This window comes from Chromatiales bacterium (assembly GCA_020445605.1).
In the GTDB taxonomy this organism is placed as follows: domain Bacteria; phylum Pseudomonadota; class Gammaproteobacteria; order JAGRGH01; family JAGRGH01; genus JAGRGH01.
Genome location: JAGRGH010000055.1, coordinates 87,867 through 102,179, shown reverse-complemented (window position 1 = coordinate 102,179; position 14,313 = coordinate 87,867). Strand labels below are relative to the sequence as shown.

The 14,313-nt window shown below is 66.4% G+C and carries 15 protein-coding genes; 12 read left to right on the top strand and 3 right to left on the bottom strand.

The window, feature by feature from the left end:
* Together KDG50_14425 and KDG50_14420 are read left to right on the top strand one after the other, a co-directional pair.
* Window positions 1-659, top strand: a 659-nt coding sequence (locus KDG50_14425) for a hypothetical protein (GenBank protein MCB1866610.1), incomplete at its 5' end; no start/stop codon positions are given.
* Window positions 660-675: 16 nt separating this feature from the next.
* Window positions 676-1,059 (top strand): hypothetical protein, encoded by a 384-nt coding sequence (locus KDG50_14420; protein MCB1866609.1) that lies wholly within the window; start codon window positions 676-678, stop codon window positions 1,057-1,059.
* Window positions 1,060-1,415: 356 nt separating this feature from the next.
* On the opposite strand, the gene gatB is transcribed toward KDG50_14420, so the two are convergent.
* The 3 genes from gatB to gatC are packed head-to-tail and all read right to left on the bottom strand — an operon-like array spanning window position 1,416 to window position 4,619.
* A complete protein-coding gene (gatB, locus tag KDG50_14415; GenBank protein ID MCB1866608.1) occupies window positions 1,416-2,858 on the bottom strand; it encodes an Asp-tRNA(Asn)/Glu-tRNA(Gln) amidotransferase subunit GatB in 1,443 nt (480 codons plus the stop codon).
* 3 nt (window positions 2,859-2,861) lie between these two features.
* On the bottom strand, window positions 2,862-4,313 hold the full coding sequence (gene gatA / locus KDG50_14410; protein ID MCB1866607.1) for an Asp-tRNA(Asn)/Glu-tRNA(Gln) amidotransferase subunit GatA: 1,452 nt from the start codon (window positions 4,311-4,313) through the stop codon (window positions 2,862-2,864).
* An 18-nt stretch (window positions 4,314-4,331) separates the two neighbouring features.
* Window positions 4,332-4,619: an Asp-tRNA(Asn)/Glu-tRNA(Gln) amidotransferase subunit GatC gene (gatC, locus tag KDG50_14405; GenBank protein MCB1866606.1), complete on the bottom strand. Its 288-nt coding sequence runs from the start codon at window positions 4,617-4,619 to the stop codon at window positions 4,332-4,334.
* A 164-nt stretch (window positions 4,620-4,783) separates the two neighbouring features.
* Between gatC and KDG50_14400 the strand changes: the two genes are divergently transcribed.
* The 10 genes from KDG50_14400 to KDG50_14355 all read left to right on the top strand — a co-directional run bounded on the left by KDG50_14400 (window position 4,784) and on the right by KDG50_14355 (window position 14,300).
* Window positions 4,784-5,830 (top strand): rod shape-determining protein, encoded by a 1,047-nt coding sequence (locus KDG50_14400; protein ID MCB1866605.1) that lies wholly within the window; start codon window positions 4,784-4,786, stop codon window positions 5,828-5,830.
* Between the two features lie 88 nt (window positions 5,831-5,918).
* Window positions 5,919-6,767, top strand: a complete 849-nt coding sequence (mreC, locus tag KDG50_14395) for a rod shape-determining protein MreC (GenBank protein ID MCB1866604.1) — start codon at window positions 5,919-5,921, stop codon at window positions 6,765-6,767.
* 6 nt (window positions 6,768-6,773) lie between these two features.
* The gene (gene mreD, locus KDG50_14390) at window positions 6,774-7,250 is read left to right on the top strand and encodes a rod shape-determining protein MreD (protein ID MCB1866603.1); all 477 of its coding nucleotides are present in this window, start codon (window positions 6,774-6,776) and stop codon (window positions 7,248-7,250) included.
* Between the two features lie 3 nt (window positions 7,251-7,253).
* Complete coding sequence (gene mrdA / locus KDG50_14385; protein MCB1866602.1) at window positions 7,254-9,059, top strand: penicillin-binding protein 2; 1,806 nt, start codon at window positions 7,254-7,256, stop codon at window positions 9,057-9,059.
* A 101-nt stretch (window positions 9,060-9,160) separates the two neighbouring features.
* The gene (rodA, locus tag KDG50_14380) at window positions 9,161-10,195 is read left to right on the top strand and encodes a rod shape-determining protein RodA (protein ID MCB1866601.1); all 1,035 of its coding nucleotides are present in this window, start codon (window positions 9,161-9,163) and stop codon (window positions 10,193-10,195) included.
* The gene (gene mltB / locus KDG50_14375; protein MCB1866600.1) at window positions 10,195-11,181 is read left to right on the top strand and encodes a lytic murein transglycosylase B; all 987 of its coding nucleotides are present in this window, start codon (window positions 10,195-10,197) and stop codon (window positions 11,179-11,181) included. The genes rodA and mltB overlap by 1 nt, the downstream gene beginning before the upstream one ends.
* The gene (locus KDG50_14370; GenBank protein MCB1866599.1) at window positions 11,153-11,941 is read left to right on the top strand and encodes a septal ring lytic transglycosylase RlpA family protein; all 789 of its coding nucleotides are present in this window, start codon (window positions 11,153-11,155) and stop codon (window positions 11,939-11,941) included. Before mltB ends, KDG50_14370 begins: the two co-directional genes overlap by 29 nt.
* A 64-nt stretch (window positions 11,942-12,005) precedes the next feature.
* On the top strand, window positions 12,006-13,163 hold the full coding sequence (locus tag KDG50_14365) for a D-alanyl-D-alanine carboxypeptidase (GenBank protein ID MCB1866598.1): 1,158 nt from the start codon (window positions 12,006-12,008) through the stop codon (window positions 13,161-13,163).
* 13 nt (window positions 13,164-13,176) lie between these two features.
* The gene (locus KDG50_14360) at window positions 13,177-14,037 is read left to right on the top strand and encodes a D-amino acid aminotransferase (GenBank protein ID MCB1866597.1); all 861 of its coding nucleotides are present in this window, start codon (window positions 13,177-13,179) and stop codon (window positions 14,035-14,037) included.
* Window positions 14,034-14,300, top strand: coding sequence for a DUF493 domain-containing protein (locus tag KDG50_14355; GenBank protein MCB1866596.1), 267 nt, complete (start codon window positions 14,034-14,036; stop codon window positions 14,298-14,300). Before KDG50_14360 ends, KDG50_14355 begins: the two co-directional genes overlap by 4 nt.
* Window positions 14,301-14,313: the final 13 nt, after the last annotated feature.

Here is a 14,313-nt window from a genome sequence, read left to right as displayed (position 1 = left end):
GAACGTGCCACGATCAACATCAGGCGCGTCTGTCTGCAAACGGCGACAATCGGTCAATCGGAACGTCGCATCCGCCGGAACGAATCACGCCTCGTCGTCAAACACGGTTTTTCGACAGGCTCGTTAGAGCGATTATGGCTCGGCGGTTGCTATACATTGTGATTCTGGCGTTGCTCTCGACGGCTTGCTCCCGGGCACAAGAGCCCACAAGACTGCCTTTGCCAAGTGGCGCAGATGGTGCTGAGGAGTACCAACTTTTCGGTGATGGTGCCTATCAGACGTCGTTCAGTATCAATGTGGCGTATCCTGCGAATCCGGCTTTCGAACATTACGCTGCGGCATTAGATATCACATGGGGGCTCTGCGACTCGATGCCGGAGTGGTCGAGTTTCATCGATGGAACTGTTACTCCCAATCGGACGGTTCATCAACATATTTCCTATTGGGTAAACCGTCCCAAGAAAAGAATGATGATGCTAGCAACCCGTTATTATTCATCAGAGAATTGTGCTGGCCCTCCTGAAAACGACGATCAGATGGTTGATCTAGTGGAATATTTTGACGCCGAACTCGACGAAACACTTAAACGATTAGGGCTCGCGTGTCCGGTAGTTCGCTCTAACCAGTCACTCCAGCCGACCGCCTCCGGCGGCGGCTGAGTTTTGACGTTAAGCAATGGAAGAAGTCAAGCCGTTTGAGGCCATACACACTCTCTTATCGAGGTTAGAAGGTCTGCGGGTGATTAGATCTGTCGCTGGCGGACAATTTTCGAGAATAGAATTTACTGTGTCATCCTCTTACACACGTCTGCTTCTTCATTTTTGCGCAGAAGCAGCGAACATCGGTATACACAGTTGGGCGAATTGTAGGCCATCTGATTTGGATGATGCTGCTGATATTGATTCCCATCTGGTGTATAGGTTAAGTTTTAAATCCGCGGATGATTCAAATGTTTTCGGAGCGCATTTGGTCTGGGAAATGAACCGATGTAAAATTTTAAATTCAGATGAAGAGAAGAGTTTTGCAAAAATATTTCGCGCTGTCAGCCGATCTGCTTAACTAATCGCGGCAGCTGACATCCGCGTCCTTTTCAACATGGCAACCGAAAAGCGCCGTTTCCGGTTGAGCACGAAAATCAAACACCCGCCTGTTCGATCTTCGGGCGAGAGTCCCCTGCGTCGCGATGGCAGGCGGTTGAAATAAGAATTTCAACGGCCTGCTGACACGCGGTCCAACATCTGCATGGCCGTTCCCGGATTCCACGTCGGTCAAACTCCGTGCAGGGCTTTGGGGTGATTCGATCGGGTCGATCCGGCGTGGGAACTGTGACGACCGTTGTGCGTCGATTTACCGCCAGACGTAATGGATGTGCGAAGGAGGCGCGGTTGCTGGTGAGAGGCGCGTCTGTTGAACAATCAGTCGAGCTTGCTGCGCAGCAGCTCGTTGACCTGCTGCGGATTCGCCTTGCCCTGGGTGCGTTTCATGATCTGGCCGACGAAGTAGCCGAGCATTTTCGGGCGCTTCGCGGCATCGGCCGCGCGATAGTTTTCGACCTGAGCCTGGCTGGCCGCGAGTACTTCGTCGACGATCGCCTCGAGTGCGCCGCTGTCGCTGATCTGCTGCAGGCCGCGTACCTGAATGATCGTGTCCGCGTCGCCTTCGCCGGCCCACATGGCTTCGAACACCTGCTTGGCGATCTTGCCGGAAATCGTGCCGTCGGCGATGCGTGCGAGCAGCCCGGCGAGTGCGCTCGGCGGCACCGGCGCGCGTTCGATCGCGCAGTCGTCGCGATTCAGGGCGGCGGCCAGTTCGCCGTTGATCCAGTTTGCGGCGGCCTTTGCCTCCGCACCTGCCGCTACGGTCGATTCGAAATATTTGGCCGTCGCGCGATCGGTGGCAAGCGTGACGGCATCCGCGTGGCCGAGGCCGTGCGTCTGTTCAAAACGCAGTGCCCGCGCATCCGGAAGTTCCGGCAGGCCGGCACGCACCTTGTCGATGAACGCCGGTTCGATCACGACGGGCAGCAGGTCGGGGTCCGGGAAGTAGCGATAGTCGTTTGCCTCTTCCTTGCTGCGCATCGGGCGGGTCTCGTTGCGTTCGGCGTCATACAGGCGGGTTTCCTGCACGACCTTGCCGCCGGACTCGATGATGTCGATCTGTCGCTCGATTTCGAAATTCACCGCGCGTTCCAGAAAGCGGAACGAGTTCAGGTTCTTGAGCTCCGCGCGCGTGCCGAGTTTTTTCTGGCCGCGCGGGCGCACCGAAACGTTGGCGTCGAAACGCAGTGAGCCTTCCTGCATGTTGCCGTCGCAGATGCCGAGCGAGGTCACGATCGCGTGAACCTTGCGCGCGTACGCGGCGGCCTCCTGCGCCGAGCGCAGGTCCGGTTCCGAGACGATCTCCAGCAGCGGCGTGCCGGCGCGGTTGAGATCGATGCCGGTCAGCCCGTGGAAGTCTTCGTGCAGTGACTTGCCGGCGTCCTCTTCCAGATGCGCGCGGGTCACGCCGATGGTCTTCGCGCTGCCGTCGGCGCATTCGATCGTGACGTGGCCGCGACCGACGATGGGCAGCTCGTACTGGCTGATCTGGTAGCCCTTCGGCAGGTCCGGGTAGAAATAATTTTTGCGCGCGAACACCGAGCGCGCGCCGATTTCGGCATCGATCGCCAGCCCGAACATCACGGCCATGCGTACGGCCTCGGCATTGAGCACCGGCAGCACGCCGGGCAGACCGAGGTCAACGGCGCAGGCCTGCGTGTTGGGGGCGGCGCCGAATTCCGTGGACGCGCCGGAGAAGATCTTCGAGCGTGTCGCGAGCTGGGCGTGAATCTCGAGCCCGATGACGGTTTCCCATTCCATCGCTCAGGACTCCCTCGGCGAGCGCGTGTGCCAGTCCGTGAGCAACTGGTACTGATGCGCGGCGGCCAGCAGTCCGCCTTCGGCGAGGTAATTGCCCACGAGTTGCAGGCCGACCGGCAGACCGCTGACCAGGCCGCAGGGCAGGGACATGGCGGGCAGTCCCGCGAGATTCGCCGCGATCGTATAGATGTCGGACAGATACATCTGCACGGGGTCGCCGGTGCGCTCGCCGAGCCGGAACGCCGGGCCCGGGGCGGTCGGACCGGCGACGAGATCGACCGATTCGAACGCCGCGCGAAAATCGTCCGCGATCAATCGGCGCACCTTCTGGGCCTTCAGGTAGTACGCGTCGTAGTAGCCGGCCGACAGCGCGTAGGTGCCGATCATGATGCGGCGTTTAACCTCCGCGCCGAAGCCCTCGGCCCGTGAACGCTTGTAGAGGTCCTCGAGATCGGCCGGTGCCGCGCAGCGGTGACCGAAGCGCACGCCATCGAAACGCGAAAGGTTGGACGAGGCCTCGGCCGGCGCGACGACGTAGTACGCCGGCACCGACAGGCCGACGTTCGGCAGGCTGATCTCGACGAGCTTCGCGCCGGCGCGCTCGAACTCCGCAAGGGCCGCGTGCACGACATCACCCGTGGCGGCGTCCAGTCCGGCGTTGAAGTATTCCTGCGGCAGACCGATGCGCACGCCCGCGAGCGGCCGGTCGAGCGCCGCGACATAGTCCGGCACCGGCTCTTCGAGCGCGGTCGAGTCGCGCGAGTCGAAGCCGGCCATGGCGCCGAGCACGCGCGCACAGTCGGCGGCGCTGCGCGCCATCGGCCCTGCCTGGTCGAGGCTGGATGCGAACGCGATCATCCCGTAGCGGGACACGCGGCCGTAGGTCGGCTTCAGTCCGGTGAGCCCGGTCAGCGCGGCCGGCTGGCGGATCGATCCGCCGGTGTCCGTGCCCGTGGCGACCGGGGCGAGCCGCGCGGCCACGGCGGCCGCCGAGCCGCCCGACGAACCGCCGGGCACCCGTTCGGTGTCCCACGGATTGCGCACCGGACCGTAGAAGCTGGTCTCGTTCGACGAGCCCATCGCGAACTCGTCCATGTTCGTCTTGCCGAGCATGACCATGCCGGCGGCATCGAGCCGGGCGGTCACGGTCGACTCGTAGGGCGCGATGAAGTGGTCGAGCATCCGCGAGCCACAACTCGTGCGGACGCCGTCCGTGCAGAAGATGTCCTTGTGCGCGATCGGCGCGCCGGTCAGTGGGCCGGCACGCCCCGCGGCACGCGCGGTGTCGGCCGCCGCGGCCTGGGCCAGCGCGATTTCGGGGGTGACGGTGACGAAGGCGTTCAGCCGGGGCTGGTGGGACTCGATGCGCGAGAGCAGCGCGCCGGTCAGCTCCACGGCCGAAAAATCGCCGGCCGCGAGTCCGGCGGCGATGCCGGCCAGATCGAGTTCGTGCAGTTCGCTCATCGGCGGCGCCTATTCGACGACGCGCGGCACGAGGTACAGCCCGTCCTCGACCGCCGGCGCGATGGCCTGGAAGCGCCCGCGCTGGTCGGTTTCGCTGACCTCGTCGGCGCGCAGTCGCTGGGCGAGATCCAGCGGGTGGGCCATCGGCTCGACGTGGCGGGTGTCCGTCGCCTCCATCTGGTCGACCAGATCGAGGATGCGCGAAAGCTCGCCGGCCGAGTGCGCGGCCTCTTCGGGCGCGAGCGCGAGTCGGGCGAGATGCGCGATGCGCGCGACTTCGTCTGGACCGAGCGACATGGACTGAAAACATGGCGGAAAACGGCCCGGCACGTTATCACAGCCGACCGGCATCGGGCAGCCGGCCGCTTGCCGCACGCCCCACGCATTGCTAGATTACGGCGGCTTTCCGCCCTCTGCGCGCCACCGCGCGCGCCGCCTCCGTTCACCATCCCGGAATTTCGATGTTCAAGAAGATTCGCGGCCTGTTTTCGAACGATCTCTCGATCGATCTGGGCACGGCCAACACGCTGATTTACATCCGCGGTCACGACATCGTGCTGAACGAGCCGTCCGTGGTCGCCATCCGCGAGGACCGCGGTCCGGGGCACTCGCGATCGATCGCCGCCGTCGGCGCCGAGGCCAAGGCCATGCTCGGGCGCACGCCCGGCAACATCACGGCGATCCGTCCGCTCAAGGACGGGGTCATCGCGGATTTCACCGTGACCGAGAAGATGCTCCAGTACTTCATCGACAAAGTGCACGAGCGCCGCCTGCTGCGGCCGAGCCCGCGTGTGCTGGTCTGCGTGCCCTGCGGCTCGACCCAGGTTGAACGCCGCGCGATCAAAGAATCGGCGGCCGGCGCAGGCGCCCGCGAGGTCTATCTGATCGAGGAGCCGATGGCCGCGGCCATCGGCGCGGACCTGCCGATCTCCGAGGCGCGCGGTTCGATGGTGCTCGACATCGGCGGCGGCACCTCCGAAGTCGCGATCATTTCGCTCAACGGCATCGTCTACTCGAACTCGGTGCGCATCGGCGGCGATCGGCTCGACGAGGCCATCGTCAGCTATGTGCGCCGCAACTACGGCATCCTGATCGGCGAGGCCACGGCCGAGCGCATCAAGCACGAGATCGGCTCGGCGTTCCCGGGCAACCAGGTGCGCGAGATGGAGGTCAAGGGCCGTTCGCTGGCCGAGGGCGTGCCGCGCAGCTTCACGCTCAATTCCAATGAGATTCTGGAAGCCCTCCAGGAACCGCTCGCCGGCATCGTCGGTGCGGTGCGTCACGCGCTCGAACAGACCCCGCCGGAACTCGGCGCGGACGTCGCCGAATCCGGCATCGTGCTCACGGGCGGCGGCGCGCTGCTGCGCGATCTCGACAAGCTCATCGCCGAGGAAACCGGCCTGCCGGTGGTGGTCGCCGACGACCCGCTGACCTGCGTCGCGCGCGGTGGCGGCAAGGTGCTGGAACTCATGGACGAGCGCGGGCCGGAGTTGTTCGCGGTCGAATGAATGACTGCGACCGGCCGCAGGCCGCCGCGCGGCGTGCCGCCCGGGACGAACCCGGCGCGTTGTTGATCGCCACCGGTTCGCGCCTGCCGTGAAACCGATCTTTGCCGCCGCGCCATCGGCCAGCGCGCGGCTGGCGCTGGTCGTCATCATTTCCGTGGCGCTGATGGTCGCCGACCATCGCTTCGACCGCGTGCAGGGCCTGCGACGGGCCATTGCCGTTGTGCTGACCCCGGTCCAGTACCTCGTCGACGCGCCGAGCCGGTTGTGGCGCTGGGCCGCCGAGAGCCTGGCCGAGCGCGACCGATTGCTTACCGAGAACGCCGACCTGCGTGAACAGCAGCTGTTGTTGCGCGCCCAGACCCAAAGGCTGTCGGCGCTCGAATCGGAAAACCAGCGCCTGCGCGAACTCCTGAACTCCTCCATCGAGGTTGGCGACGAGGTGCTGATCGCCGAGCTCGTATCGGTCGATCTGAACCCGTACAGCCACAAGATTCTGCTCAACCGTGGCTCGTTCGACGATGTGTATACCGGTCAGCCGGTGGTGGACGCGCGCGGGGTCGTCGGCCAGGTCACGGAGGTGACGCCGCTGACGGCGACGGTGCTTCTGATCACCGATGCCCAGCACGCAATCCCGGTCCAGGTCGATCGCACCGGGCTGCGCACGATCGCGGTCGGCACCGGTCGCAGCGGCGTGATCGAGCTGCCCTATCTGCCGAACAACGCCGATATCGACGTCGGCGACGTGCTGGTGACCTCGGGTCTGGGCCAGCGGTTTCCGGTCGGCTATCCAGTGGCGCTGGTCGACCGCGTCGACCTCAGTCCGGGCCGGCCGTTCGCGCAAATCGAGGCGATCCCGAGCGCCGAACTCGAGCGCTCGCGCGAGTTCCTGCTGGTGTGGCCGCGGGCGCGCACACGCGCCCTGGCGGTGGACGGCTGAAGTCCGATGTGGCGCGCGATTGCGGTCATCGGCGGCAGCCTGCTCGTCGCCCTCATCCTGGCCCTGCTGCCGCTGCCCGACGGCGCGGAACCCTGGCGGCCCGACTGGGTCGCACTGGTGCTGATCTACTGGTGCATCGCGCTGCCCGACCGCGTCGGCGTGGGCATCGGCTGGGCGGTCGGGCTCGCGCTCGACGTGCTGTCGGCAAGCCTGCTCGGACTGAATGCGCTCGGGTTCGCCTTCATCGCGTATGTGGCGCTGCGCTGGCACCTGCGCGCACGCGTCTATCGCACCTGGCAGCGCATGCTGTGGGTCGCGATCCTGATTCTCGTCGAACGTGGCTTCATCACCTGGGTGCATGCGCTGACCGGGCATCCCGTCGATCCGATCCTGATCTGGGCGCCGGTGCTCACCAGCGCCGCGCTGTGGCCGTGGGTGTTCGTGATCCTGCGGGACCTGCGCCGTCGCGCGCAGTTGCGCTAGGCCATGGCCCAGCCGCTACGCATCAACGACTATTTCCGCGAGAGCCAGACCTTTCTCGCCCGAGCCGTCGCGGCGTTCGTGCTGGTCGGACTGCTGGTCGGCGCCATCGTCGCGCGCATGGCGTTCTTGCAGGTGCACGAGTACGAGCACTTCGCGACGCTGGCCCGCGGCAACCAGGTCAAGGTCGAGCCGCTCGCGCCGACGCGTGGCCTGATCTACGACCGCAACGGTGTGCTGCTCGCCGACAACCTGCCGTCCTATGACCTGGAGCTCGTGCCTGAGCGGATCGCGGACCTGGACGCGACCATCGCGCGCCTGCGCGAACTGCTCACGATCGACGAGAACGACCTGGAGCGTTTCGAGAAGCTGCGCCGGCAGTCGCGCCCGTATGCGGGCGTGCCTCTGCGCATCCGCCTGTCGCCCGACGAGGTTGCGAGCTTTGCGGTGAACCGGCACCGGTTCACCGGCGTCGAAGTCAACGCGCGGCTCACCCGGCATTACCCGCTCGGCGCCGATCTCGTGCACGCGGTCGGCTACGTGGGGCGCATCAACGCCGAGGAAGTCGAGCGGATCGACCGTGCCAGTTACAACGGCACCAGCCATATCGGCAAGATCGGCATCGAGCTGAAATATGAAGACCGGCTGCATGGCAGCGTCGGTCTGCAGCGCGTGGAGACCAACGCCTTCGGTCGCGTGCTGCGTCTGCTGGACGGCCGCGAGGCGCTCTCCGGTGAGCCGCTGGAACTGGCGCTGGACGTGCGCCTGCAACGCGAGGCGCTGCTCGCGCTTGGTAACCGCAATGGCGCGGTCGTCGCGATCGATCCCAACAACGGCGAGGTGCTGGCCCTGGTTTCCAAACCCGGGTTCGACCCGAACGCCTTCGTCAACGGCATCGGCCATGCGGCTTATGCGCAGCTCGAGCGCTCGCCGGACAAGCCGCTGTTCAACCGCGCGTTGCACGGGCAGTACCCGCCGGGCTCGACGATCAAGCCGCTGCTCGGACTGGCGAGCCTTTCGAGCGGGCTGGTGCCGGCGGGCTCGCGCAGTTTCTGCCCCGGTCACTATCAGCTGCCGAACCAGGACCACAAGTACCGCGACTGGAAAAAGGGTGGGCACGGCTGGATGACGCTCGACGATGCGATCGTGCAGTCCTGCGATGTGTACTTCTACGAGCTGTCGCGCGTGCTGGGCATCGACCGCATGCACGACTTTCTCGCCGGTTTCGGCTTCGGGCGGCCAACCGGCATCGATGCGCTTGGCGAACGCGATGGCCTGCTGCCGTCGCGGCAGTGGAAGCAGGCCGCGCGCGGCGAGGTCTGGTTTCCGGGCGAGACACTGATCACCGGCATCGGGCAGGGGTTTTTCCTCGCCACGCCGCTGCAACTGGCCAGCGCGACGGCAACCATTGCCGCGCGTGGCCGGCATTTCCGGCCGAGCCTGCTGCGTCTGGACGACGGCGTCGAGCCGGATTCGATTGTCGAGGCCGCGCCTGAGCACTGGTCGCGCGTGATCGGGGCGATGCGCGAGGTTGTGCACGGTCTGCGCGGGACCGCACATGGCGTCCAAACGGATCGCTATTCAATTGCCGGCAAGACCGGCACCGCGCAGGTCTATACCGTCGGCCAGGACGAGGAATACGACAAGGAAAACGTCGACGAACGCCTGCGCGATCACGCCTTGTTCGTCGGTTTCGCACCGGTCGAATCACCGCGCATCGCCGTTGCCGTCGTCGTCGAGAACGGCGGCGGCGGCGGCACGGTCGCGGCACCCGTGGCGCGCCGCGTCATGGACCGCTATCTGCTGCCGTGAGAGTACGCAATGCCGAGGCGCTGGCGAATGCCGGCTACTCCGCGCGCCATCGCGGGCTCGCCTATCGATGGCACGTGGACGTGCCGCTGCTGCTCCTGGTCATGGCGCTGGCGCTGTTCGGCCTGGTCGTGCTCTACAGCGCCGCCGGTGGCTCGACGGCCGTGGTGTTTCGTCAGGGCGCGCGCTTTGGCATTGGGCTGCTGGCGATGCTCGTCATCGCGCAGATCCCGCCCGAGCGGCTGCGGCGCTGGTCGCCGGTACTGTTCGGTGTCGGCTTGGCGCTGCTGGTCACCGTGCTGTGGATCGGACACGTCGGCAAGGGTGCGCAGCGCTGGATCAACCTGGGCTTCATGCGCTTTCAGCCGTCCGAACTGGTCAAACTCGCCACGCCGATGATGATCGCGTGGTTCATCGCCGCGCAGCCGCTGCCGCCGCGCTGGTGGCGCGTGGTTGCGGCGCTCGCCTGGGTCGCGCTGCCCGTGGTACTGACCGCGTTGCAGCCGGATTTGGGCACGGCCATCCTGATCGGCACGGGTGGCGCCGTCGTACTGTTTTTTGGCGGCATGTCCTGGCGCTGGGTCGGCGGCTTCGTCGCGGCGGTTGCGGCGGCGGCACCGGCACTGTGGTGGTGGGCGATGCACGACTACCAGCGCGAGCGCGTGCGCACGCTGCTTGATCCGGAGCGCGATCCGCTGGGCGCCGGCTATCACATCATCCAGTCGAAGATCGCGATCGGCTCGGGTGGCGTGTATGGCAAGGGCTGGCTGAACGGCACGCAGTCGCAGCTCGAATTTCTGCCCGAGCGCACCACGGATTTCATCTTCGCGGTGCTCAGCGAGGAGTTCGGATTCGTCGGGGTGCTGTTGCTGTTGGCCCTGTACATGGCCATCATTGCGCGCGGTCTGTATATCGCCACGCGCGCGCAGGACAGCTACACGCGCCTGCTGGCCGGCGCACTGGTGCTGTCGTTCAGTGTCTATGTCATCGTGAACACCGGCATGGTGTCGGGGTTGCTCCCCGTGGTGGGTATCCCGCTGCCGCTGGTGAGCTACGGCGGCACCTCGGTCGTGACCTTGCTCATCGGATTTGGAATCCTCATGTCCATTCATACCCATCGCAAGCTGCTGCCCACATGATGCGGGCAGTCGTTGTCTGTTTCGCGGCGTTGCTGCCATTAGCCGCTGCCGGTTCCGGGGCGGACCCTGCCGCCGTGGAGCGATTCGCGCGCGATGCGGCCGGTCGCTACGGGCTGGACGCGGCTGAAATCGGCGCGACCCTGGCGCAGGCGCAATGGAAGCCGGTGATTCTCGAGGCCATTTCGCGTCCGGCCGAGACCAAGCCCTGGCACGAGTACCGGAAGATCTTTCTGACCGAGGCGCGCATCGCCGGAGGCGTGGCGTTCTGGAATCGCAACGCCGAACTGCTGGACCGCGTCGAGGCGGCCTATGGGGTGCCGCCACAGATCGTCACGGCGATCATCGGCGTGGAAACCCGCTATGGCGCGAACACCGGCAGCTTCCGCGTGCTCGACAGCCTCTACACGCTCGGCTTCGGCTACCCGAAACGCAGTGAATTCTTTCTCGGCGAACTGGCGCAGTTTCTGGCGCTGGCGCGCGAGGAGCGCGTGGACCCGCTCGCCGCGACCGGCTCGTACGCCGGCGCGATGGGCATGCCGCAGTTCATCTCCTCGAGCTACCGGCGTTATGCGGTGGATTTCGACGGCGACGACCGCCGTGATCTGTGGAACAGCACCGCGGACATCATCGGCAGCGTCGGCAACTACTTTGCCCTGCATGGCTGGCGCGCCGCGGCGCCGGTCGCCTACCGGGCAACCGTGGCGGGCGAACCCGGCGACGACCACGGCACGCGCGGCCTCAAGCCGTGGACGACCCTGGCCGAACTGGCCGCGGCCGGGGTCGAGATCAATCCGAACCTGCCGGGCACGACACCCGCCGCGCTGATCCGTCTGGACCAGACCGAGGGGCCCGAATACTGGGCCGGACTCGACAACTTCTACACCATCACCCGCTACAACCACAGTGCGCTGTATGCGATGGCGGTGTTCCAGTTGTCCGAAGAGATCCGCGAGCGCCATGAACAGGCACATTCACTGTTCCCCTGAGCGGGCATGGGGCTGGCGGTCGGGCCTGCTTGCCCTGTTCGGCCTGCTCGCCGGCTGCGGCAGCGGGCCGCAGGGCGACGGCCCGCCGCCCGAGCCGATCGACGTCGCGGGGCTTGCCGAGCCCGAACCGCGCGTCGAGCGCCGCTCGCGCACGGCCAACCCACCTGTCTACGAGGTCAACGGCGAGCGCTACATGGTGCTGGCCGACGCCCACGGCTATCGCGAGCGTGGCATCGCCTCGTGGTACGGGCGCAAGTTTCACGGCCGCAACACGGCGCTCGGCGAGGTCTACGACATGTACGGCTTCAGCGCCGCGCACCGCAGCCTGCCGCTGCCGAGCTATGTGCGTGTCACCCGACTGGAAACCGGCGCATCGGTCGTGGTGCGGGTCAACGACCGCGGACCGTTCCACCCGGAGCGGCTGATCGACCTGTCCTGGGCGGCCGCCGAGCGGCTCGGGATCACCGCAGTCGGCACCGCGCCGGTCGAGGTGGTTGTGCTGGCGCCCGATGCACAGGCCGATGCCAGCGGTCAGTGGTATCTGCAGGTCGGCGCGTTCACGCAGGCCGAGAATGCCGAGCGCATGCGCCGTCGGCTTGAGAGTGACGGATTCCGCGAGGTTTCCGTCATCGCGGTGCCCGAGCGCGGCATCCAGCGCGTGCGCGTGGGCCCGGTCACGCGGCTCAGTGAACTCAACGCCCTGCGCGAGCGTCTGCACACGCGTGGCTACGACACGGTGCGCCTGCTGGACGCCGAGTAGCGCGCGGCGGGACCCGCTACACTGTGCGCCGCCGCAATTCCCCCGCCCACTGACCGAATCGAAGATGCTCCGAGCTGTCCGTTTATTGATCGCCGCCATCGTGCTCTCGTTCGCGCTGGCGCCTGCCGCCGCCCGCGCCCAGGCCGTTGCCGGCCCCGGCCCGACGCCTCCCGACCTCGACGCGCGCGCCTTTCTGCTGCTCGACTACGACAGCGGTCAGGTGCTTGCGGCCAGTCGCGCCGACGAGCGCATGGAGCCGGCGAGCCTGACCAAGATGATGACCGCGCATATCGTCTTCGACGAGGTGCAGGCCGGACGGATCGCGCTCGGCGACATGGTCACCATCAGCGAGAAGGCCTGGCGTACCGGCGGCTCGCGCATGTTCGTCGAAGTTGGCAAACAGGTTTCGGTCGAAAATCTGCTCAAGGGCCTGATCATCCAGTCCGGCAACGATGCCTCCGTGGCGCTCGCCGAATTCATCGCCGGCGACGAGACGGCCTTCGCCGGCATGATGAACCGCGCGGCGGAGCGGCTCGGCATGCGCGGCTCGCATTTCGTCAACGCGACCGGGCTGCCCGACGCCGACCACTACGTCACCGCCGCCGATCTCGCGAAACTCGCGGTGGCAATGGTGCGCGAGCACCCGCAGTTCTATTCGTGGCATGCGATCCGCAGCTATCAGTACAACGACATCACGCAGTACAACCGCAACAAGCTGCTGTGGCGCGACGACAGTGTGGACGGCATCAAGACCGGACACACCGAATCGGCCGGCTATTGTCTGGTCGCCTCGGCGAAACGCGATGCGATGCGCCTGATCTCCGTGGTCATGGGCTCCGGCAGCGAGGAGTCGCGCGCCGACGCCAGCCAGGCCCTGCTGAACTGGGGCTTCCGGTTCTTCGAAACCCACCATCCCTTCCGCGCCGGCAGCCCACTGGTGAGCGCGCGCGTGTGGAAGGGCGCGGAAGCCGAGGTCGACGTGGTGCCGCTCGCCGATGTCGTCGTCACCGTGCCGCGCGGTCGCTATGCCGATCTCGGCGCGGAGCTGAAGCTCGACGATCCGCTGCTCGCGCCGCTGGCGGCAGGTCAGACCATCGGCACGGTCGAGGTGACGCTCGACGGCCAGCTCGTCGCGAGTGCGCCGGTCGGCGTCGGCCGCGAGGTCGCCGCCGGCGGATTTTTCTCGCGCCTGGTCGACGGCCTGCGTCTGGCGCTACGCTGATCCCGGCATGTCCATACCCGTCGTATATCTGAACGGCGAATTCGTGGCCCTGGACGCCGCGCGGGTGTCCGTGCTCGATCGCGGTTTCCTGTTCGGCGACAGCGTCTACGAGGTCATTCCCGTGTACGGGGCGCGGCTGTTCCGCTTCGCGCAACACTGCGACCGGCTGTGGCGCAGCCTCGACGCGGTGCGCATGGCTGCGCCGTTCACGCGCGAGCAGTTGCAGACGCTGCTGGACGATCTTCTGGCGGCGAACCCGTCCGCGCACGATCGCTATGTCTATCTGCAGATCACCCGCGGCGCGCCGCCGCGGCGTGATCATGCGTTCCCGGCCGACATCGCGCCGACCGTGTTCGCAATGAGCGGAATCATCAGTCATGGTGCCGAACTCGCGAAGGGCGTCGCGGCCGTGACGCTGCCGGACGAACGCTGGCTGCGCTGCGACATCAAGTCCACCGCCCTGCTTGCGAACGTGCTGGCGCGTCAGCATGCCGTGGATGCCGGTGCCGTGGAGGTGATTTTGCTGCGCGACGAGGCCGTCACCGAGGGCGCGGCAAGCAATGTGTTCGTCGTCAGGGCCGGAGCGATCCGCACGCCGCCGGACGGGCCGGGGATCCTGGCGGGCATTACGCGCGACCTGGTGCTCGAAATCGCCCGCCAGCACGGACTCGACGCCGCGATGGCCCCGGTTTCGAGTGCGGACCTGCTGACGGCGGACGAGGTCTGGCTGACCAGTTCGACGCGCGAGATCCTGCCCGTCGTCACGCTGGACCGCCGACCGGTTGGTGCCGGTGCGCCGGGCCCCATGTTCGCGCGCATGCAGGCGCTGTATGGCGGCTACAAGCAGGCCGTGCGCGCGGGCCGCGCGGCATGAGCAACACCGAATCGCTGATGGAGTTTCCCTGCGACTTCCCGATCAAGGCGATCGGCGAGGCCGGCTTCGCGTTCGATGCCGTGGTGGTCGAGATCGTCAACCGCCACGCACAGACCGTTGGCGAGGGCGCGGTGACCACGCGCGAGAGCCGCGGCGGTCGCTATCTCGCGGTCACCGTCACGGTGCGTGCGCAAAGCCGCGAGCAGCTCGATGCGATCTATCAGGACTTGACCGCCGACCCGCGCGTGACCATGGCGCTGTGAGCGCATCCGCGCT

What these genes read in the sequence shown, in the direction of transcription:
- KDG50_14420 (MCB1866609.1), top strand. Translation starts at nt 676, where the DNA reads ATGGAAGAAGTCAAGCCGTTTGAGGCCATACACACTCTCTTATCGAGG.
- gatB (MCB1866608.1), bottom strand. Translation starts at nt 2,858, where the DNA reads ATGGAATGGGAAACCGTCATCGGGCTCGAGATTCACGCCCAGCTCGCG.
- gatC (MCB1866606.1), bottom strand. Translation starts at nt 4,619, where the DNA reads ATGTCGCTCGGTCCAGACGAAGTCGCGCGCATCGCGCATCTCGCCCGA.
- KDG50_14400 (MCB1866605.1), top strand. Translation starts at nt 4,784, where the DNA reads ATGTTCAAGAAGATTCGCGGCCTGTTTTCGAACGATCTCTCGATCGAT.
- mreD (MCB1866603.1), top strand. Translation starts at nt 6,774, where the DNA reads ATGTGGCGCGCGATTGCGGTCATCGGCGGCAGCCTGCTCGTCGCCCTC.
- mrdA (MCB1866602.1), top strand. Translation starts at nt 7,254, where the DNA reads ATGGCCCAGCCGCTACGCATCAACGACTATTTCCGCGAGAGCCAGACC.
- rodA (MCB1866601.1), top strand. Translation starts at nt 9,161, where the DNA reads ATGGCGCTGGCGCTGTTCGGCCTGGTCGTGCTCTACAGCGCCGCCGGT.
- mltB (MCB1866600.1), top strand. Translation starts at nt 10,195, where the DNA reads ATGCGGGCAGTCGTTGTCTGTTTCGCGGCGTTGCTGCCATTAGCCGCT.
- KDG50_14370 (MCB1866599.1), top strand. Translation starts at nt 11,153, where the DNA reads ATGAACAGGCACATTCACTGTTCCCCTGAGCGGGCATGGGGCTGGCGG.
- KDG50_14365 (MCB1866598.1), top strand. Translation starts at nt 12,006, where the DNA reads ATGCTCCGAGCTGTCCGTTTATTGATCGCCGCCATCGTGCTCTCGTTC.
- KDG50_14355 (MCB1866596.1), top strand. Translation starts at nt 14,034, where the DNA reads ATGAGCAACACCGAATCGCTGATGGAGTTTCCCTGCGACTTCCCGATC.